We start from the raw sequence: 20,364 nt of genomic DNA, 5'->3' as shown, positions 1-20,364 counted from the left end.
GATGAGGGCGAGGCGCCGCCCGCTCTTTCAGCCCTGATCCCATAATGATCCTCCCCCGTGGCCTGCTGACTCGTGTACCGATGTCATGCAGAATTCGTGCCACTGATACGCCAATACTTGGCTAATGACGGTCGAAGCCCGCCCGACAGGGCCGGGCGGGCTTCTTCGCGTCTTACTCAGCCGTTTTTAGATGGCGGCCAGTTCGATCGTCAGGGTGTCCTGATAGACGCCCGAGACCAGCGACTTGGTCGGCACCGGCACGTTGATGTTGACGTTGAAGTGCGACTTCCAGGCGCCCTGGACCTTCACGTCGCCCGCTTGGTTGGCGCCGACGCTCAGCGTTTGCGTCGAGGCGGTCGCCGAACCGGCGCCGGCGGGAACGCCGGTCCAGCTGGCGTCAACCTTGTAAGGCAGGTTGGCTTGGAACTGCGCGCCGTCGAAAGCGCCGGCGTAGTTCGACTTCATGCCGATGGCGCCGTTGGTCTTGGTGATGCGCACTTCGTTGCGGGTGTTGCAGCCTGCGGTGTTGGTCTCGATCGAGGCGTTGGCCGGGCTGACCATGTCGAAGGCGTCGTCAACGCCGCCGTTGTCCAGCGTGTTGATGCCGATCTGGCCGAAGTTCAGGACGGTGTTGATGGCACCCGAGTAGAAGGAGCAGTCCTGCGAGACTTCGCCCTTCAGGGTGAAGCTGGCTTGGGCGTTGCCGGCGGTGCCGATGTTGTTGGCGACGCTGCCCGAGGCCGAGATCCACGAGGCGATTTCGTCGCCGCCGCTGAGAAGGTTGGCCGATTTGCCAACACCGGCAGCCAATTGGCCAGCAACGAAGTTTTGGCTGCTGGTGGCGCCGCCGATGAACGGCCCGATGTTGTACGCGCTCTGGCTGAAGCTGCCGGCCGAAGCGGCGGTAGCGGACAGGGCCAGCGCAGCGACGCCGGCGATCAGTTGATAGGCTTTCATTTCAGTCTTCCTCCAAGAAGTGCGCAGGATTGCGCGAGTCACACCCGCTTTGGCCGCGCTGCACGCGCCGAGCTTTCGCACAGTCCGCTCAGCAGCCCGCTGGGGCGCCAGGCGTCCGCTCGACGCTCGTTGTGCTTCACGACCATCGCCGGTCCTTACAGCCTCGGCACGAGGCTGATCTCCACGGTTTCCCAGTAGCGCCCGGCCAGCAGGCCGGCGCCTTCGGGCTCCATCATCTCTATGTTCAGGCGGCCGCCGTCGAAGGCGACGCCGCCGCGGCTCGAGATCACCTGACCGGCCATCAACTGCCGGCTGGTGAAGTCGCCGGTCGCTGCGCCGCCTAGGCCGCCTCGGCCCGGATGCCCGCTTTCCAGGGGCACGTTGATCGCCAGGCGATAGGCCGCCAGACCGCTGTACGGCCCTTGGCCCCGCGGCAGGGTCTCATGCGCCAACCCGCCGTTGGCGGAGCGCAGATTGATGTCGAAGGGGACGTTGCAGCTCAGGCCGAAGCGCGTCTCGACGGCCAAGCCGCTGCGTCGCAGATCGCCGAGATCGACGCCGCCCAAGGCGCCGATGTCGCATTTGGGGGAAATACGGCCGACGGCTTCGAGCACCAGCGCCTTGCGCCCGGCGTCATCAGCCTTGGCCGCCGTTCCCGCTGTGACCAGCATCGCGGCTGCAAGCAAACAGGCTGTTCGCATCGGCTCCCCGGCGAATGTCGCCGCTCCCTCATCTGAGGGCTAAGGAGCACGTTAGGGTTTTGTTAATCGTCCCCAATATGGGGTACGCGCCGAAAGAAAAGATAGTTAATTTCATGATTAATCGATGCAATTCGCCGCAAGCGCGAATTGAGGCGCCGTAGCCTCACGTCCGAGCCGAGTGAGAAAGGCCGCATGAAGATCCTTTTGACGGCGCTTTCCGTCCTGTACTTCGCGGCGCCGCAGACGCCGCCGCCCGTAGTCGCGCTTGCCGATACCCCGCCGCCGACCCTCGAGGTGCAGCGTCAGCCTGACGCTGTGGGCGATCGGCGCGTGTTCGTCAGCGAGACCGAACTTACGTCCTATGCAGGAGGCAGCGAGGCCCGTCAGGTCAACCGCCAGAGGTTTGAACTGGAGACCCTGGCGGCCTCGTCCGAACGGTTGACCCTCCGGTTCCGGCTGCTGGAAGCTTCCTTGACCGACAGTCGCGATTCCGGTCTGGAGCGGCTGCTTCAAGGCTGGGTGGGCGTGGACGTGGTCATCACTGCGGACATGTCTGGCCGCCCTCTGGCTTTCGCGGACTGGCCAACCGTCCGAGCGGCCTACCTCGCGAGGCTTAGCGAGCTGGGACTGGCGCAGAGGGAACGAGACGCCTTGGCGGCTGGGCTTGACCGCTCGGACCTACTGTCGCTGCTGTTGAGCGACGTCGCCTTGCTGGCGGAAATGCAGCCGCGGCAGCCATTGTTGGAAGGTCGTTTCGAACAGTTCCCTCAGAGTACAGGCGAGGTGTCGAGGTCAGGCGCACAATCCGCGTCCCGCTCCGCCGACGGGTGCAATCTCTTGCTAACGCGCTCGTTCGTCGCCGAAACATCGGGAGTCTCCGACGCGGCAACCAGGATAGATCGCGATGCGCGCGCCATCCTCTATGTCATGGACGGCTGGGTGTCTGAGGTCAGACGCACCACGGCGATGCGCTCGGGCCCGGAGCGTTCGGACGAGGTGGTGCGCATCGTGCGCGATCCGCCGCCGTCCTGTCCCGTCGCCTGATCCCTGATCGCAGATCAGGACATGCGGAAGGGCGATATCTTTGCGAACATCTCTTCGCGACTGCTGACGCCCAGCTTGGCGTAGGCCCGCTTGACGTGCGTCCGGGCTGTTTCCAGGCTCACGCCGAGGTCGCGCGCGGCTTCGGTCACCGTCGCGCCGTCGACAAGCCGCTTCAGCAGGGTGGTCTCGGCCGACGTCAGGTCGAGCGCGGGACCGAAGTCGGCCCATAGTTGGCGCGACCCTGCCGTGTCGCTGAAGGCGAGGATGAACGCGTCGGCGTCGCCAAGCGTGATCCGCACAGCCCGTATGATCAGGCAGTTTCCGCCGCCGTCGCGCCGCGCCAGGACCCAGGCCCGTGGCTCCTCGCCTAGGTTCTCCAGAAAGGCGGCGAAGGCGAAAACACCGGTGCGCTGAGAAAAACTTAGTCGACTCCCGACTTCTCCAAGATCTTGGTCGATGTCGAGAAGCCGCCGCCCTTCTTCATTGCACCACAAAAGGTGGAGACTGGGCGTGATGATCATCGCCGCACGGCTGCAACTCTTGCTCCAAGCTTCAGAACAGTCGTTTTCTTTAATCAATCCAAAGACAAATGGACGCGCCTTTGCCGTGTTGTGCAGGCCCACCCCGTTTCCTCCGTCGACAATCAAATGTCCTGTACACCCCGGTGTACAGGACATATTACATTGCTCGCCGATCAACGTCATTACTTAAAAAATCGCACGACGTTTCAATGAAAGCCGTGGCAGGGCAGAAGCTACGACCCCAACGGAGGATTTTAACACGTTCCGGCTCTAGGGGCCGAGCTGGTTCCCCCACATCCCAGAGAACTCGCCGAGCTCATGCTCGGATTGGACCTGGGCTAATACACCCCCGTCGGCGACGAGCGGGAAAAGGGGCAGTCAGCGGCTAGCTCATCACGTTGCGGCCCGACCAACAATCTGCACGGGCCAGTCAACGGTCGAGATCGGCTGGTCGCCTTCACTGTTCCGCCTGGCTAGCGCGGCAAAGCGCCGGTTGCAGCCGATTTGATTTAGGAACTGCCTCCGTCCGCGCCGCCTATGACGGCGACGCTCTGAGGGCTGTTGGCGCGCGGCGACGACCCTACCGTCCCAAACGCGTCGCATCGCATGTACCCCATCATTCCGGAGTGTTGCAATCGCAGGAGCCATCAGCCTTCTTTCGTATCGACAGCGGTAGGCAGGCTCGCTTACACCGACGTCGCTCCAATTGCGGTCGCTGCGATCATCGCTTGGTGGTTCTAGAATGCCGCCTCAGATCGGCTGGATGGTCAGGGCCAGAATCAGCGGTTCGTCCAGTTGCACGTGATCGAAGCGATAATCAACGGTGCGGATGGTCGCCATGTTGGAGCGGCGCAGTTCCAGTATCCCGGTCTTGGCCAGGTCCAGCGAACGGTCGCCGTAGATGATCCGAGCCTTCTCGTTTTCCGCCAGCGGGCGGTACTGGGCCGAGACCGTGAAGCCGCCGGGGCTGTTGCAGGCCTCGATCACTGAGCCCATGCGGCCGGTCTCCGCCATGAGGGCGGTGTTCGGGCGCACCCAGCAGGCTACCGGCACGGTAGCGCGCAACTGATAGGAGCCGCCCGCCGTGGGGCCGGCGGACGCGACCTGCGGGGCCGTCACGACCGTCAGGCCGGCGGCGATCGCCAGAAGCGTACGGCGTTTTGCCGGCATCAGCTTGGTCATGACGTCCTCATCACCCTTGATCTCGAGGTGACGATAACGGGGCCGCTCTTAACGTCACGCGATCAGACAGGCTTAGCGGGGGCTTAAATCCTATCGTGAATAGACGATAACCATTCGGTGCGCCGCGAGGAGCAAGGGGAGGAAGGAGACGTGACCGGGCCGGGAAGGCATGAACCTCGCGCGCTTCAGTGGCGCGTTGATCAAGGGGCGCCGCGCCCGCCCCCGCCGTTCATCAGGTCCTGGCTCCCGCGCGGCCCTTGGCCAGTTCGCGGTTGAGCCACAGGGCCAGAAGGGTGCAGATCGCGCCTGACAGCAGATAGGCGCCGCCCGCCACCAGGCCGAACTTGCCCGACAGGGCCAGCGCCGCCAGCGGGGCGAAGCCTGCGCCGAACAGCCACGCCAGGTCCGAGGTCAGGGCCGAGGCGGTGTAGCGGTTCTTCAGGCTGAAGCTGGAGGCCACCGCGCCCGAGGCCTGGCCGAACGACAGGCCCAGCAGGATGAAGCCCAGGATCATATAGGTCAGCTCGCCCGTGGGGCCGCCGTCCAGAAGCTGGGGCGCGAAGCCCGAGAAGGCCGCGATGCCCGCCGCCGTGGCCGCCAGCAGGGCGCGGCGGCCGTAGCGGTCGGCCAGCCAACCCGAGGCCAGAATGGCGAACAGGCCGAAGACGGCGCCGATCAGTTCGATGATCAGGAAGCGGCTGGGCGCCTCGTCGGTGTAGAGGAAGACCCACGACAGCGGGAACACCGTCACCATGTGGAACATGGCGAAGCTGGCCAGGGGAGCGAAGGCGCCGATGACGATCTTGCCGCCTTCTTCGCGCACCGCCTTGCCGACGGGCGCGGGGTGCAGCTCCAGCGTCTCGAACGCCGCTTGGAACGTCGGCGTGACCACGATGCGCAGCCGTGCGAACAGGGCCACGACGTTGATGGCGAAGGCGACGAAGAACGGGTAGCGCCAGCCCCAGTCCATGAAGTCGGCGGCCGACAGCTTGCTGAGGAAGTAGGCGAACAGGGCGCTGGCCACGATCAGGCCGATCGGGGCGCCCAGCTGCGGGACCATGGCGTACCAGCCACGGCGCTTTTCAGGGGCGCTCACCGACAGCAGGGAGGCCATGCCGTCCCAGGCTCCGCCCAGGGCGACGCCCTGACCGATCCGCAGGGCGATCAGCATGGCGGCCGCCCAGTGGCCGACCTGGGCATGGCTCGGCAGGAAGCCCAGGCAGACGGTGGACAGGCCCAGCAGGAACAGGGCGATGGTCAGCTTTGTGCCACGCCCGAAGCGCCGGTCGATGGCGATGAACAGGGCCGTGCCGAAGGGCCGGGCGATGAAGGCCACGGCGAAGACGGCGAAGGACAGCAACGTCCCGCCCAGCGGCCCCGCATAGGGAAACACCAGCTGCGGAAACACCACGACCGAGGCGATGGCGTAGACGAAGAAGTCGAAAAACTCGGACGTTCGGCCGATGATGACGCCGATGGCGATTTCGCCCGCGTCGATTTTGCCGTCTCGCGCGTTGATCCGGCTGGCGTCCCGTTCAAGGGGCTCTGAAGAAGGCGCGCCGCTGGCTGCGTTCATGACCATGAGGCTCCCTGCACCGGGGCGCGTACACGCCCGCGATCATAGAATGGCTAAAGCGTCCCTTTGCTCCCCTCGGATCGCAGAGGGGATAGGGCAGATTGTCCAATGTCGCACTCCGGAGGTGGGGTTTACGGGGGCAGGACGATGACCGAGCCCTTGTCTCAAACCTCGACTGGAGCCGCCGTGCGCCGACTGCGCCCCCTGTTGCTGTTGCCCCTTCTGGCCATGCTGCCGGCCTGTCAGGCCGTGGTGCTGGCGCCCGCCGGCGACATCGCCGCACAGCAGCGCGATCTGCTGGTCATGTCCGTGGTGTTGATGCTGATCATCATCATTCCGGTGATGATCCTGACCGTCTTCTTCGCCTGGAAGTATCGGGAATCGAACAAGGAAGCCCGCTACGAGCCGGACTGGGACCACTCGACCCATCTGGAGCTGGTGATCTGGGCGGCGCCGCTGCTGATCATCATCTGCCTGGGCGCCATCACCTGGGCCGGGACGCACCTGCTGGACCCGTATCGGCCGCTGGACCGCATCGCCAAAGGGCAGGCCGTGGCCGAGGAGCATCGCCCGCTGCAGGTCGAGGTGGTGGCGATGGACTGGAAATGGCTGTTCATCTACCCCGAATACGGCATCGCCACAGTGAACGAGCTGGCGGCGCCGGTCGACCGGCCGATCCGTTTCCACATCACCTCGACCGGGGTGATGAACTCCTTCTACATCCCGGCCCTGGCCGGTCAGATCTACGCGATGCCGGGCATGGAGACGAAGCTGCACGCCGTGATCAACCGCCCGGGCGAATACGTCGGCTTCTCGGCCAACTATTCGGGCGACGGCTTCTCCAACATGCGCTTCGCCTTCCACGGGCTGGATGAAGCGGGCTTCGATCAGTGGGTCGCGGGCGTTCGCGCCGCCGGTCAGGGTCTGGACCGCGAGACCTATCTGGAGCTGGAGAAGCCCAGCGAGAAGGTTCCCGTCATCCACTACGCCTCGGTCGACGACCGCCTGTTCGACGCCGTGGTCAACATGTGCGTCGAGCCGGGCAAGATGTGCATGGGCGAGATGATGGACATCGACCGCAAGGGCGGTCTGGGCCTGACGGCGGTCAAGAACACCCTGCCGCTGGTCTATGACAAATACGCCCGTCGCGGCGACGCCGTCTTCGGCGCGGGCGAGTCCTATGTGCTGACGATCTGCACCCCGCTGGAGGCCGAGGCCGCCGCTGTCGAGGCCGCCCGTCGCCGTCAGGCCTTCGGCGAGGACATCGCCCGCGACACCCCGCTGAACCGCGTCATGGGCCAGGGGCTGGAGCGCCCCGGCCGATCCCAACCGGGCGAGCGTTTCGCCTCCCTCTTCTCCGCGCCCGCGGCGTCGCAATCCTGAGCGTCTGAACGATCATGACTGTCGAACATTCCACATCGCCGCTTCTGGGCCGGTTGAACTGGGAGTCGCTTCCGTTCCACGAGCCCATCCTGGTCGCCACCTTCGCCGTCGTCGTCATCGGCGGCCTGGGGGTTCTGGCCCTGATCACCCGCTACAAGCTGTGGGGCTATCTCTGGAAGGAGTGGTTCACCACCGTGGACCACAAGAAGATCGGGATCATGTACATGATCCTTGGGCTGATCATGTTCCTGCGCGGCTTCGCCGATGCGGTCATGATGCGCCTGCAGCAGGCCATGGCGTTCGGCGGGTCCGAGGGCTACCTCAACGCCCACCACTATGATCAGATCTTCACCGCCCACGGCGTGATCATGATCTTCTTCGTGGCCATGCCCATGATCACCGGCTTGATGAACTATCTGGTGCCGTTGCAGATCGGGGCGCGCGACGTCTCCTTCCCCTTCCTGAACAACTTCAGCTTCTGGATGACCACGATGGGGGCCGTGCTGGTCATGGCCTCGCTGTTCATCGGCGAGTTCGCCCGCACCGGCTGGCTGGCCTATCCGCCGCTGTCGGGCATCGGCTACAGCCCCGGCGTCGGCGTCGACTATTACATCTGGGCGCTGCAGATCGCGGGGGTAGGGACCACCTTATCCGGCATCAACCTGATCGCGACCATCGTGAAGATGCGCGCGCCGGGCATGGGCCTGATGAAGATGCCGGTCTTCACCTGGACCTCGCTGTGCGCCAATATCCTGATCGTGGCGTCCTTCCCGATCCTGACGGCGACGCTGGTCCTGCTGTCGGCTGACCGCTACATCGGCACCAACTTCTTCACGAACGACTTCGGCGGCAACCCGATGATGTACGTGAACCTGATCTGGATCTGGGGCCACCCCGAGGTCTACATCCTGATCCTGCCGCTGTTCGGCGTGTTTTCCGAAGTCACCTCGACCTTCTCAGGCAAGAAGCTCTTTGGCTACACCTCGATGGTCTATGCGACGGTGGTCATCACGATCCTGTCCTATCTGGTGTGGCTGCACCACTTCTTCACCATGGGCTCGGGCGCGTCCGTGAACTCCTTCTTCGGGATCACGACGATGATCATCTCGATCCCGACCGGGGCCAAACTGTTCAACTGGCTGTTCACCATGTACCGCGGCCGCATCCGGTTTGAGTTGCCGATGATGTGGACGGTCGCCTTCATGCTGACCTTTGTGATCGGCGGCATGACGGGAGTCATGCTGGCGGTGCCGCCGGCGGACTTCGTGCTGCACAACTCCCTGTTCCTGATCGCCCACTTCCACAACGTCATCATCGGCGGGGTGCTGTTCGGCCTGTTCGCCGCCATCAACTACTGGTGGCCCAAGGCCTTCGGCTTCAAGCTGGACAAGAAGTGGGGCCTGGTCAGCTTCTGGTGCTGGGTGGTCGGCTTCTGGATGGCCTTCATGCCGCTGTACGTCCTGGGCTTCATGGGCGTGACGCGGCGGATGCGGGTCTTCGACGACCCGGCCTATCAGATCTGGTTCATCGTTGCGGGCGTGGGCGTGGCGATCATCGCCGTCGGCATCCTGGCCATGCTGATCCAGTTCGCCGTCAGCATCATCAACCGCGACAAGCTGCGCGACGAGACGGGCGACCCGTGGAACGGCCGCACGCTGGAGTGGGCGACGTCGTCTCCGCCGGCTGACTACAACTTCGCCAAGACGCCGATCATTCACGACGGCGACGCCTGGTGGGACATGAAGGCGCGCGGGTATGAGCGTCCGGTCGAGGGCTTCAAGGCGATCCACATGCCCGCCAATACGGGCGCAGGATTCATCCTGTCGGCGCTGTCGCTGATCGTCGGCTTCGCCCTGATCTGGTACATCTGGTGGCTGGCGGCGGCGGGCTTCGCGGCCCTGATCGGCTACGCCATCTTCCACACCTTCAACTACAGGCGCGACTACTACATCCCGGCCGAGACGGTTCAGGCGACCGAGGATGCGCGCACCCAGGCCCTGACGGCCGCCGCAGCGACGCAGGGGTGATCCGATGAGCCGCGCACCTTCCATCCACTCCGACTACATCGACGAGGCCGGGCGGCCGATCTTCCACCCGGTCGAGGAGCCGCATCATCCCGAGGGCCACAGCACTATGCTGGGCTTCTGGATGTATCTGATGAGCGACTGCCTCATCTTCGCGATCCTGTTCGCCGTCTACGCCGTGCTGGGCGGCAACTATGCGGCCGGCCCGGCGCCCAAGGATCTGTTCGACCTGCCGCTGGTGGCGCTGAACACGTCGATGCTGCTGTTCTCGTCGATCACCTACGGCTTCGCCATGCTGGCGATGTACCGCAACAAGGTCGCGCAGACGCAAGCCTGGCTGGCGATCACCGGCCTGTTCGGCCTCTGCTTCCTGGGCATCGAGCTCTATGAGTTCGCCCACATGATCCACCTGGGCGCGACGCCGCAACGCAGCGGCTTCCTGTCGGCCTTCTTCATCTTGGTGGGCACGCACGGCCTGCACGTCACCTTCGGCTGCATCTGGTTGGTCACCCTGATGGTGCAGGTGGCGCAAAAGGGCCTGATCCCGGCCAACCGCCGCCGCCTCATGTGCCTGAGCCTGTTCTGGCACTTCCTGGACGTCATCTGGATCGGCGTCTTCACCTTCGTCTATCTGTTCGGGATGCTGCGATGAGCGCCGAAGCCCACAACGAGCACGCCGTGACTCACGAAGATCACCACGGCGACGACCATGATCATGGCACCTACAGAAGCTATCTGATCGGGTTCGGCCTGTCGGTCGTTCTGACGGCCATTCCCTTCTGGCTGGTCATGGCCGGGGTGCTGGCGCCGCAGCTGACGGGTCTGATCATCACCGGCTTCGCCGTGGTGCAGATCGTGGTGCACATGATCTTCTTCCTGCACATGAACCACAGGTCCGAGGGCGGGTGGAACATGCTGGCGCTGATCTTCACCCTGGTGATCGTGGTCATCGCCGTCGCCGGTTCGGTCTGGGTCATGTATCACCTGAACACCAACATGATGCCCGTCCACGACATGCAGGGGATGGGCTGAGCCTGCTTTCACGCGGAGACGCCGCTTGACGTCATCGTCGGCCCCTGAGCCTGCCGCCCGTCCGGCGTCACGCCGCCGGATGATCGCGGGACTGGCGGTCTTCGCCGTGCTGATCGCGGGCTTTTGCGCGTTGGGCGTCTGGCAGGTCCAGCGCCTGGCGTGGAAGCAGGAGCTGATCCGTCAGGTCGACAGCCGCATTCATGCCGATCCCGTTCCAGCGCCGGGGCCTGCAGGCTTCGACGCGGTGACGCGCGAGGCGGACCAGTACCGCCGCGTCACGGCCAGCGGCCGGTTCCTGCATGACCGCGAGGCGCGGGTGAAGGCGGTGGCGGACCTGGGGCCGGGCTTCTGGGTCGTGACGCCGCTGGAAGACGCCCGCGGCTTCACCGTCCTGATCAACCGAGGCTTCGTCCCGTCAGAGCGCGGGGCGCCCGAAAGTCGTGCGGAAGGGCAGGTCGAGGGGCCGGTCTCTGTCACTGGCCTGCTGCGCATCAGCGAGCCCAAGGGCGGCTTCCTGCGCGACAACGATCCGGCCGGCGACCGCTGGTTCTCGCGCGACGTGGCGGCGATCGCGCAGGCCAAGGGGCTGGAAGGGGCCGTCGCGCCCTATTTCATAGATGCTGACTCGACGCCCAATCCCGGCGGCTGGCCGCGCGGCGGTCTGACGGTGGTGCGGTTCGCCAACAGCCATCTGGTCTACGCCCTGACCTGGTTCGGTCTGGCCTTGATGTCGGCGGGCGGCGCCGTTCTGTGGCTGCGCGACGAGCGGCGCCGCAGGGCTGGGGGACGTTGATGCAAGCTGAGGCTTTGAACCGCTTCTTCCGCACCGTTCTGGGCATGGACGCCAACGCCGAGACGCCGGTGTCGCCGGGCGCGGCGGGGCGGCGCAACATGCTGCTGCTGATCCAGCTGAGATGGCTGGCGGTGATCGGTCAGGTGGCGACCATCGTCATCGTCCACTGGGGTCTGAAGATCAGCGTCCCGCTAGGGCCGCTGCTGCTCGCGCCGACGGCCCTGGCGGTGATGAATCTGGTCAGCGCGCCGGTGACCCTGCGGCGCAAGATCGTCACCGACCCGGAGATCCTGCTGGCCCTGTGCGTCGACGTGGCGGCGCTGAGCTGGCTTCTCTACTTCAGCGGCGGCGCGACCAATCCCTTCGCGGCCCTTTACCTGATGCAGGTGGTGCTGGCGGCCGTGCTGCTGCGACCGGTCTACGCCTGGGGCTTCGTGCTGGCGACGGGCGCCTGCCTGGCCTTTCTGGCGGTGTGGCGTCAGCCGCTGGACCTGCCTGCCGGAGCTGACGCGCGGCTGGGCCTGATCCAGCAAGGCGCCCTGATCAACTTCATCCTGATCGCCGTGCTGCTGGTGGCCTTCGTCACCCGCACCAGCCAGAACGTGCGCGCCCGCGACGCCTATCTGGCCGAGGCGCGGCAGCAGGCGGCGGAACAGGATCACATCGTCCGCATGGGGCTGCTGGCCTCGGGCGCAGCGCATGAACTCGGCACGCCGCTGGCCTCCCTGTCCGTGATCCTCAGCGACTGGCGGCGCATGCCCGCCCTGACAGGCGACGATGACCTGCGCCACGACATTGAACAGATGCAGGCCGAGGTCGACCGCTGCAAATCCATCGTCACCAACATCCTGATGTCGGCGGGCGAGGCCCGCGGCGAGGCGCCGACCGTCACCGCCCTCAGCGGCTTCCTTGGCGAGATCATCGACGAGTGGTCCGCCAGCCGACCCGGCGACGCCATGCAGGTCGTCCTCAGCGGTCCAACGCCGCGCGATCCGTCCATCATCGCCGACCCGGCTCTGAAACAGGTGTTCAGCGCCCTGCTGGACAATGCGCAGGAGGCGGGCGCGCGAAACCTGGAGGTGCGGGCCGTCGCCGACGCCGACGGCCTGTTCATCGCCTTCGAGGACGACGGCCCCGGTTTCGCGCCCGGCATTCTGGAAAAGCTGGGCCAGCCCTATCAGTCGACCAAGGCGCGGGCAGGGGCGGGGCTGGGCTTGTTCCTGCTGGTCAATGTGGTGCGCAAACTGGGCGGCACGGTCGTCGCCGCCAACCGTCCGGGCGCGACCGGCGGCGGGGCCGTGGTGCGACTGGCCTTGCCCATCGACGCCCTGGCCCCGAAGTAAGCAGTCTGGAAAGAGGGCATGAAATGACGGACGAACCCCGCCAGCTTCTGATCGTCGAGGACGACGAGTCCTTCTCCCGCACCTTGCGGCGCTCGTTTGAGCGGCGCGGCTATCAGGTGCTGGCCGCCCACAGTCACGACCAGATGGTCGAGCTGCTGAAGACGCATCATCCAGACTACGCTGTGGTGGACCTGAAGCTGGGAACGGCCTCGGGCCTGACCTGCGTTCAGACCTTGCACGCCTTCGATCCCGACCTGGTGATCGTGGTTCTGACCGGCTTCGCCAGCATCGCCACGGCGGTCGAGGCCATCAAGCTGGGGGCCCGCCACTACCTCGCCAAGCCTGCCGGCACGGACGACATCGAGGCCGCCTTCGGTCGCGCGGCGGGCGACCCCGACGCCCCCCTGACCGCCCGCCCCACCTCGATCAAGACGCTGGAGTGGGAGCGTATTCACGAGGTTCTGGCCGAGACCGATTTCAACATCTCCGAGGCCGCACGGCGTCTGGGGATGCACCGCCGTACCCTGGCGCGGAAGCTGGAGAAGCGGCAGGTCAGCTGACCCTTCGGTTTCCGCTCATTCCTCGGCCTTCAACGCCCCCAGCACATCGTCCGTATCCTGCCCCAGCTTCGGCGGCGGGGCGTCGTATCGCACCGGCGTCTTCGACAGGCGGATGGGCGAGGCGACGGTGCGGATCGGATCGGCCAGATCGGGCCGCGTCTGTTCGACCGTCAGGCCGCGATGGATGGCCTGAGGCTCGGCGAACACCTGATCGATGGTGTTGACGGGCCCGCAGGGCACGCCCGCCGCCTCCAGCGCCTGCATCAGCTCCTGCATGGTGAAGCCCGCCGTCTTCGCCGCGATCAGCGGTCCCAGCGCCTCGCGCTCGGCGACCCGCAGGGCGTTGGTGGCGAACCGATCTTCGACCTCCAGCCCCAGGGCGCCGCACAGAGCGCGGAACTGGCCGTCGTTGCCCACGGCGATGATCACCATCCCGTCGGAACAGGCGAAGGGCTGATAGGGGGCCAGATTGGGGTGGGCGTTGCCCATCCGCGTCGGCGCCTTGCCGGACACGAACCAGTTTGTCGCCTGATTGGCCAGCATGGCGGCCTGAACGTCGAACAGGGCGATGTCGACGTGCTGGCCCTCGCCGGTCGCCCGGGCGTGCCACAGGGCGGCAAGGATAGCGTTGGAGGCGTAAAGGCCGGTGAACAGATCCACGACCGCCACCCCGACCTTCATCGGCTCGGCGCCCGGCGCGCCGTCGGGCTGGCCGGTGATGGACATCAGCCCGCCCATGGCCTGGATCATATAGTCATAGCCCGCCCGGTGCGCATCCGGCCCGTCCTGTCCGAAGCCGGTGATCGAGCAGTAGACCAGCCTCGGATTGACCGCCGTCAGCGCGGCGTAGTCGAGGCCGTATTTCTTCAGCCCGCCGGTCTTAAAGTTCTCGACCACCACGTCGCAGGTCGCGGCCAGACGGCGCACGGCCTCGGCGCCATCGGGGCTGGCGATGTCCAGCTCGACCGACTTCTTGCCCCGGTTGGCGCACAGGAAATAGGCGGCGTCGCCGGGCGCGCCGTCGGCCGTGGTGGTGAAGGGCGGGCCCCAATGGCGGGTGTCGTCGCCGGCGCCGGGCCGCTCGATCTTGATGACCTCGGCCCCCAGATCAGCCAGCGTCTGCGTCGCCCACGGCCCCGCCAGCACCCGCGACAGGTCCAGAACCCGCACGCCGTGAAGCGGGCCAAAAGAAGCAGGGGCGGGGGCGGGAATCGAGACGGGGTCGGACATGCGCGACTTCTAGCAGAAACCGGCGGCGGTCGGATGGCCTGCCGCCTGGGCGGCTGTCTTCAGCGATGAAGGAATTAAAGAGACGATGGTGGGTGATCACAGGTTCGAACTGTGGACCCGCTGATTAAGAGTCAGCTGCTCTACCAACTGAGCTAATCACCCGTACCGTCGTCTGCGCCCTTGGTGTGGCGCCGGCCCTTCGCTGCGTTGTGAACAACCTCGGCGAAGGGCGCTCCTATTACTCGCAGCGATGGGGCTGTGCAAGCGTCAAATGCGTCTTTTATCATGATTGCAACGCGCGCTAAGGTCGCGCCTTGAATCAGCCGCCGGAAGACGCGGCGAGGGGGAGTAAAGATTATGGCGTTCTGGAACCGTCGTCGCTCGATCGACGCGATGCTGGCCCCGAGTTCGGGGCCGGGGCTCAAAAAGACCCTGAGCTGGCCGCACCTTATGGCGCTGGGCGTCGGCGCCATCGTCGGCACCGGCATCTTGACTCTGATCGGGGTCGGGGCGGGGCTGGCGGGTCCGGCGGTGCTGATCAGCTTCGCCCTGGCCGGTCTGGTGTGCGCCTGCGCCGCCCTGGCCTATGCCGAGCTGTCGACGATCATGCCCGCCTCGGGCAGCGCCTATACCTACTCCTATGCCGCCCTGGGCGAGATCTTCGCCTGGGTCGTGGGCTGGAGCCTGATCCTTGAATACTCCCTGGTCGTCTCGGCCGTGGCCGTGGGCTGGTCCGGCTATGCCGCGCCCTTCCTGGCCGGGCTGGGGATCGACCTGCCGTTCGCCCTGACCGTCGGTCCGCACGTCGAGGGCGGGCTGATCAACCTGCCGGCGGTCTTCATCATCGGCATCGTGACCGGCCTGCTGCTGCTGGGCACGCGGGAGAGCGCGACGCTGAACGCCGTGCTGGTGGTCATCAAGATCGCCGCCCTGGTGGCCTTCGTGGCCATCGCCCTGCCGCGCTTCGACGCGGCCAACTTCACGCCCTTCATGCCCTACGGCTTCGGCGCGCCCTTTGTTCAGACGGGCGTCATGGCGGCGGCGGCCATCATCTTCTTCGCCTTCTACGGCTTTGACGCCATCGCCACGGCGGCCGAGGAGACCAAGAAGCCCGAGCGCGACCTGGCCATCGGCATCGTCGGTTCGATGGTGGTCTGCACCATCCTGTACATCGCCGTCGCCGCCGCTGCGATCGGCGCCGCTCCGGTCGCCAGCTTCGCCGACAGCCCCGAGCCGCTGGCGCACATCATGCGCGGCCTGGGCCAGGGCGTCGCCGCCCAGTGGATCGCCGCCGCCGCCGTCGTAGCCCTGCCGACCGTGCTGCTGGCCTTCCTGTTCGGCCAGAGCCGCATCTTCCTGGGCATGGCCCGGGACGGTCTGCTGCCCAATCGCCTTGCCAAGATCTCCAATCGCGGCGTGCCGACCGTGGTGACGATCTTCACCGCCGTCGTCGTCGCCTTCCTGGCGGGCATCATGCGTCTGGACGAACTGGCGTCGCTGGCCAACGCCGGCACCCTGATGGCCTTCATGGCCGTGGGGATCAGCCTGATCGTGCTGCGCGTGCGCGAGCCGAACCGCGAACGCAAGTTCAAGGCGCCGCTGTGGCCGCTGGTCGGCGGCGTCGCCATCATCGGCTGCATCGTCTTCTTCTTCAGCCTGAAGAGCTCGACGCAGCTGTATTTCCTGCTGTGGAACCTGTTCGGCCTGGCCGTCTACCTGGTCTGGTCGTCGCGTAACTCTCGCCTCGCCAAGGGCGAAGAGGCCGAGGGTTAAATGGCCAGGCGCGACCTGTCGGGGGCGGTGGATTTCACCGTCCTCGAAGCCATGACCGGCGGCATGGATGAGGTGACGGAAGAAGTGCTGGGCCTGTTCGCTGAACAGGCCCGCATGTGGTCGGCCCTGCTGGACGCCTCCAGCGAAGGCTGGCGCGACGCCGTGCACACCATCCGCGGCGCGGGGGCCGGCATCGGGGCCAAGGCTCTGGCCGAGATCTGCGCCGAGGTGGAGCATGGCGAACAGGCCGCCGCCCCGGCGGGCCTGGAGCGGGTGCGCACGGCGCTGGACGCGGCCCTGGCCGATGTGGCGGCGTATCGCCATGAGCTGGCGCTTAGGAGTTTGAAGGGCTGAAGCGAGGCTAGACCCGCGTCTGGTCCCAGGTTCCGAACTCGTGGGCGATGCAGCGGTCGATCAGCAGGCGCCAGACCGGCTCGGCGATGTCGGGCGACAGGCCGGCGGGGCCAGCGGCCGCCAGGACCTTGGCCACCACGTCGTCGATGCGGGCCTGATCGAAGACGGCGTCGCGGTTCGGCTTGATGCGCGCGGCGGCGTCCATATAGCGCTGACGCTCGGCAAGCAGGGTCACCAGCGCGCGGTCCAGCGCATCCACGCCCTGACGCACGTCGACCATGGTGACGCAGTCTTCCGGGGCCTTGCGCTCGTCGATGGCGACGGTGCGGGGAGAGGTCATCAGGTCAGCCGACAAAGGCGCGCTCCAGAACATAGTCGCCGGGTTCGGCGTTCGAGCCTTCTTTCAGGCCGTGGGATTCCAGCAGTTCGCCGGTCTCCTTGATCATGGCCATCGAGCCGCACAGCATGACGCGGTCGCTGTTGGGCGAGAAGCCGCTGGGCAGTTGCAGGTCGGCGAACAGGTCGCCCGACTTGATGCGGTCGGTGATGCGGCCCGGCGTCTCGAAGCGTTCGCGCGTCACGGTCGGATAATAGGTCAGCTGGGCCTTGGCCTCGTCGCCGATCAGCGGGTCGTCGTGGATCTCGTGGCTGAAGAAGTCGCGATAGGCCAGGTCGGCGACGTTGCGCACCGTGTGGCAGACGATGACCTGCTTGAAGCGCGAATAGGTTTCCGGATCGCGCGCCACCGAGAGCCAGGGCGCCAGGCCCGTGCCGGTGCCGATCAGCCACAGGCGCTCGCCGCCGGTCAGGGCGTCCAGCACCAGGGTGCCGGTCGGCTTCTTGCCCATCAGCACGCTGTCGCCCGCGACGATCTTCTGCAGGCGCGAGGTCAGAGGGCCGTCCTCGACCTTGATGGAGAAGAACTCCAGTTCCTCGGCCCAGAAGGGCGACGCGATCGAATAGGCGCGCAGCACGGGCTTGCCGCCGTCTTCGCCCGGCAGGCCGATCATCACGAACTCGCCCGAACGGAAGCGGAAATCCTCGGGCCGTTTCAGGGCGAAGCTGAACAACTGGTCGTTCCAGTGGCGGACCCACAGGACTTCCAACTCATGGAACGGACTGGCCTTGACGGGCGGCGCGGCGAGGGAGGCGTCAGACATGGGGCCTAACTAGGCGGTCGAGGCCGATTGCGAAAGGTGGTGCGGCGATCCTTCTGTTGCTTGAGGCAGCCGGGAGCGACAGTGCGTCAAGATCCTTCTCCCCTTGTGGGAGAAGGTGGCAGGCGGAGCCTGACGGATGAGGGGTGTGAACGCTTCGATATCCGGACGGACGCGGACCTGTCTTGAGTGACGTTCGAGCGTCGCGCCGACACCCCTCATCCGGCCCTGACGGGCCACCTTCTCCCACAAGGGGAGAAGGGAAAAAGAGAGTCCAATTCGTCTGAAATCCCCTGCAACGGGCGGTCGTGTCTCTCGTGGTCGGCGCGCAGGCTAGCACAGGCGGCAGGGTAGGCTGGCTGATCGGGGCGAGCCTCCGTCCGACATGAACAGGGAAGGGCGAAAGAAGGGATGACGACGAAGGATTCCGGCTCTAGCTTCGCCGCCATGCGCACTTTTCTCCTTGCTTCGACGATCCTGATGGCTGCGACGTCGGCCTTCGCCCAATCCACGCCGCAGCCCGCGACGCCGCCCGCCGCTGCGGCGCCCGCCTCCTCGATCCTGACGGTCGAGAGGGTCTTCTCCAATCCGTCGCTGGCCGGGCCGGTGGCGCGCGGCGTCAGCCTGTCGCCGGACGGCGAACTGGTCGCCTTCCTGCGCTCGCGCGAGGACGACGTGGACGTGCTGGACCTGTGGGCCGCGCCGGTGAAGGGGGGCGAACCGTTCAAGCTGATCGACGCCCGCGCCCTGGTCCCCGACGCGGGCGAACTGTCCGAGGCCGAGAAGGCGCGACGCGAGCGGATGCGGATTTCCCAGCGCGGCGTGGTCGAATATTCGTGGGACGAGCAGGGCCGCTACATCCTGGCGCCGCTGGAAGGCGACGTCTTCCTGGCCAACCGCGCCGACGGCTCGGTGCGCCGTCTGACCGAGACGACGGCCGATGAGATCGACGCCAAGGTCTCGCCCAAGGGCGCCTTCGTCAGCTTCGTGCGCGACCAGAATCTGGTCCTGATCAACCTTGAGACGGGCGCCGAACAGGCGATCACCACGGACGGCAAGGACCTGATCACCTGGGCCACGGCCGAGTTCATCGCCCAGGAAGAGCTGGACCGCGACACCGGCTATTGGTGGAGCCCGGACGAGCGCTACATCGCCCTGCAGCGCACGGACGAGAGCACGGTCGACGTCATCCCGCGTCTGGACATCACCGGCGGCGGGGCCTCGGTGGCCCAGCAGCGCTACCCCCGCGCCGGACGGCCCAACGCCGTGGTCGAGCTCTATGTCCAGGACGTGCAGAGCGGCCAACGGGTCAAGGTCGACCTGGGCGCCGATACCGACATCTATCTGGGCCGGGTGAACTGGGCGGCGGACGGCTCGGTCGCCTACGTCCAGCGCCTGTCGCGCGACCAGAAGCGGCTGGACCTGCTGAGCGTCGATCCGGCCACGGGCGCCAGCCGCGTGATCGCCAGCCAGACCTCGAAGGCCTGGGTCAACGTCACCCACGACTTCAAGGCGCTGAAGGATGGCAACTTCATCTGGTCCAGCGAAGAGAGCGGGTGGCGTCACCTGTATCTCTACGCCAAGGACGGCCGCCGCCTGCGCGCGATCACGCGCGGCGACTATCCGGTCAAGTCGCTGGCGGGGGTCAACCAGGACACCGGCGAGGTCTTCTTCACCGCCTCCATGCGCGACGGCAAGGAATACCCGATCGAGCAGCAGCTGTTCCGCGCCAGCTACAAGCGGACGCTGAACCCCACCGAAGTCACGCCGCGCGGCGGCTGGTGGAGCGCCACGGTCAACGGCACCGGCACGGCCTATGTCGGCAACTACAGCGACGTGAACACCCCGGCGCAGTCGGCGCTGTATTCGATCAACGGCCAGCGCGTGCGCTGGATCGAGGAGAACAGGCTGCAGCCCGGCCACCCCTTCTGGCCCTACGCCGAGCGCCAGCAGAAGCCGACGTTCGGCACCCTGCAGAGCCACGGCCAGACCCTGGTGTGGCAGATGACCACGCCGCCGGGCTTTGATCCGTCGAAGCAGTATCCGGTCGTTATGCAGGTCTATGGCGGCCCGTCGGGCGGCGGCGTCAAGAACGCCTGGCAGGGGGCGACGACGCAGTTGCTGACCGAGGCGGGCTACATCGTCTTCCGTCTGGACAACCGGGGCGAGGGCGACCGTTCGGCCGCGTTCAAACAGGCCCTCTATCTGAAGATGGGCCAGCCCGAGATCGAGGATCAGGTGATCGGCGCGGACTATCTGCGCTCGCTGCCCTATGTCGACGCTGGCCGCATCGCCATGATGGGCTGGTCCTACGGCGGGTTCATGAGCCTGATGGCCCTGACCGAGCCGAAGATGGGGCTGGCTGCGGCGCTGGCGGGGGCGCCGCCGACGGAGTGGAGCCTGTACGACACGGCCTATACCGAGCGCTATATGTCGACGCCGCAGGCGAACGTGGAGGGCTACGCCGCCTCGGACGTGCTGGGGCGCTTCGACAATCTGACGGGCCGTCTGCTGCTGATGCACGGCATGGCCGACGACAACGTCATCTTCGAGAACACCACGCGGGTGCTGAACGCCCTGCAGGAAAAGAGCATTCCCTTCGAGACCATGCTCTATCCCGGCCAGCGCCACGGCATCCGGGGCAATGATCGCCAGCTGCACCAGTGGCGGACCTACCTGGACTTCCTGGACCGCACCATCGGAACGCGGGCGCCCGTAAAGGCGGACTGAGGCT

At 66.2% G+C, this 20,364-nt stretch carries 19 protein-coding genes and 1 tRNA gene; 11 read left to right on the top strand and 9 right to left on the bottom strand.

Going from position 1 to position 20,364, the window contains the following annotated elements; genetic code table 11:
• Positions 1-186 precede the first annotated feature (186 nt).
• A complete protein-coding gene (locus tag DA69_RS08190; RefSeq protein WP_025978227.1) occupies positions 187-957 on the bottom strand; it encodes a spore coat protein U domain-containing protein in 771 nt (256 codons plus the stop codon).
• 155 nt (positions 958-1,112) lie between these two features.
• The gene (locus DA69_RS08185; protein WP_145915909.1) at positions 1,113-1,643 is read right to left on the bottom strand and encodes a hypothetical protein; all 531 of its coding nucleotides are present in this window, start codon (positions 1,641-1,643) and stop codon (positions 1,113-1,115) included.
• 207 nt (positions 1,644-1,850) lie between these two features.
• Here DA69_RS08185 and DA69_RS08180 point away from each other — a divergent pair, with 207 nt between their 5' ends.
• A complete protein-coding gene (locus DA69_RS08180; protein WP_025978229.1) occupies positions 1,851-2,702 on the top strand; it encodes a hypothetical protein in 852 nt (283 codons plus the stop codon).
• A 14-nt stretch (positions 2,703-2,716) separates the two neighbouring features.
• On the opposite strand, the gene DA69_RS14360 is transcribed toward DA69_RS08180, so the two are convergent.
• The 3 genes from DA69_RS14360 to DA69_RS08165 all read right to left on the bottom strand — a co-directional run bounded on the left by DA69_RS14360 (position 2,717) and on the right by DA69_RS08165 (position 5,981).
• Positions 2,717-3,325 carry a helix-turn-helix transcriptional regulator gene (locus tag DA69_RS14360; RefSeq protein ID WP_167349648.1) on the bottom strand — a complete coding sequence of 203 codons (609 nt, stop codon included), beginning with the start codon at positions 3,323-3,325 and terminating at the stop codon, positions 2,717-2,719.
• A 648-nt stretch (positions 3,326-3,973) separates the two neighbouring features.
• On the bottom strand, positions 3,974-4,405 hold the full coding sequence (locus tag DA69_RS08170) for a hypothetical protein (RefSeq protein WP_025978231.1): 432 nt from the start codon (positions 4,403-4,405) through the stop codon (positions 3,974-3,976).
• A 232-nt stretch (positions 4,406-4,637) separates the two neighbouring features.
• Positions 4,638-5,981: an MFS transporter gene (locus DA69_RS08165; protein WP_025978232.1), complete on the bottom strand. Its 1,344-nt coding sequence runs from the start codon at positions 5,979-5,981 to the stop codon at positions 4,638-4,640.
• A 147-nt stretch (positions 5,982-6,128) separates the two neighbouring features.
• On the opposite strand from DA69_RS08165, the gene cyoA reads away from it, so the two are divergent.
• From cyoA to DA69_RS08130, 7 genes are all read left to right on the top strand, one after another.
• On the top strand, positions 6,129-7,364 hold the full coding sequence (cyoA, locus tag DA69_RS08160) for a ubiquinol oxidase subunit II (protein WP_201105607.1): 1,236 nt from the start codon (positions 6,129-6,131) through the stop codon (positions 7,362-7,364).
• A 14-nt stretch (positions 7,365-7,378) separates the two neighbouring features.
• Positions 7,379-9,391, top strand: a complete 2,013-nt coding sequence (gene cyoB, locus DA69_RS08155; protein ID WP_025978233.1) for a cytochrome o ubiquinol oxidase subunit I — start codon at positions 7,379-7,381, stop codon at positions 9,389-9,391.
• Positions 9,392-9,395: 4 nt separating this feature from the next.
• Positions 9,396-10,040, top strand: coding sequence for a cytochrome o ubiquinol oxidase subunit III (cyoC, locus tag DA69_RS08150; protein WP_025978234.1), 645 nt, complete (start codon positions 9,396-9,398; stop codon positions 10,038-10,040).
• Positions 10,037-10,420 (top strand): cytochrome o ubiquinol oxidase subunit IV, encoded by a 384-nt coding sequence (gene cyoD / locus DA69_RS08145; RefSeq protein WP_025978235.1) that lies wholly within the window; start codon positions 10,037-10,039, stop codon positions 10,418-10,420. Before cyoC ends, cyoD begins: the two co-directional genes overlap by 4 nt.
• Before the next feature lie 79 nt (positions 10,421-10,499).
• Positions 10,500-11,213: an SURF1 family protein gene (locus tag DA69_RS08140; RefSeq protein WP_035302630.1), complete on the top strand. Its 714-nt coding sequence runs from the start codon at positions 10,500-10,502 to the stop codon at positions 11,211-11,213.
• A complete protein-coding gene (locus tag DA69_RS08135) occupies positions 11,213-12,556 on the top strand; it encodes an ATP-binding protein (RefSeq protein WP_025978237.1) in 1,344 nt (447 codons plus the stop codon). Before DA69_RS08140 ends, DA69_RS08135 begins: the two co-directional genes overlap by 1 nt.
• Positions 12,557-12,579: 23 nt before the next feature.
• Positions 12,580-13,116: a response regulator transcription factor gene (locus tag DA69_RS08130; protein WP_025978238.1), complete on the top strand. Its 537-nt coding sequence runs from the start codon at positions 12,580-12,582 to the stop codon at positions 13,114-13,116.
• A gap of 15 nt (positions 13,117-13,131) precedes the next feature.
• On the opposite strand, the gene DA69_RS08125 is transcribed toward DA69_RS08130, so the two are convergent.
• Complete coding sequence (locus DA69_RS08125; RefSeq protein WP_025978239.1) at positions 13,132-14,346, bottom strand: CaiB/BaiF CoA transferase family protein; 1,215 nt, start codon at positions 14,344-14,346, stop codon at positions 13,132-13,134.
• Between the two features lie 86 nt (positions 14,347-14,432).
• Positions 14,433-14,508 (bottom strand) — tRNA-Lys (locus DA69_RS08120).
• Positions 14,509-14,703: 195 nt separating this feature from the next.
• Here DA69_RS08120 and DA69_RS08115 point away from each other — a divergent pair.
• Together DA69_RS08115 and DA69_RS08110 are read left to right on the top strand one after the other, a co-directional pair.
• Complete coding sequence (locus DA69_RS08115; RefSeq protein ID WP_025978240.1) at positions 14,704-16,119, top strand: amino acid permease; 1,416 nt, start codon at positions 14,704-14,706, stop codon at positions 16,117-16,119.
• A complete protein-coding gene (locus tag DA69_RS08110; protein WP_025978241.1) occupies positions 16,120-16,473 on the top strand; it encodes an Hpt domain-containing protein in 354 nt (117 codons plus the stop codon).
• Positions 16,474-16,480: 7 nt separating this feature from the next.
• On the opposite strand, the gene DA69_RS08105 is transcribed toward DA69_RS08110, so the two are convergent.
• Positions 16,481-16,813 (bottom strand): chorismate mutase, encoded by a 333-nt coding sequence (locus tag DA69_RS08105; RefSeq protein WP_025978242.1) that lies wholly within the window; start codon positions 16,811-16,813, stop codon positions 16,481-16,483.
• 4 nt (positions 16,814-16,817) lie between these two features.
• Positions 16,818-17,633, bottom strand: a complete 816-nt coding sequence (locus DA69_RS08100) for a ferredoxin--NADP reductase (RefSeq protein WP_025978243.1) — start codon at positions 17,631-17,633, stop codon at positions 16,818-16,820.
• 408 nt (positions 17,634-18,041) lie between these two features.
• Here DA69_RS08100 and DA69_RS08095 point away from each other — a divergent pair, with 408 nt between their 5' ends.
• Positions 18,042-20,360 carry a S9 family peptidase gene (locus DA69_RS08095; protein ID WP_235599136.1) on the top strand — a complete coding sequence of 773 codons (2,319 nt, stop codon included), beginning with the start codon at positions 18,042-18,044 and terminating at the stop codon, positions 20,358-20,360.
• Positions 20,361-20,364 lie beyond the last annotated feature (4 nt).

The organism is Brevundimonas naejangsanensis, from assembly GCF_000635915.2.
GTDB classification, from domain to species: domain Bacteria; phylum Pseudomonadota; class Alphaproteobacteria; order Caulobacterales; family Caulobacteraceae; genus Brevundimonas; species Brevundimonas sanguinis.
The sequence above is the reverse complement of the archived record's forward strand: the minus strand, read 5'-3'. Positions and strand labels throughout refer to the sequence as shown.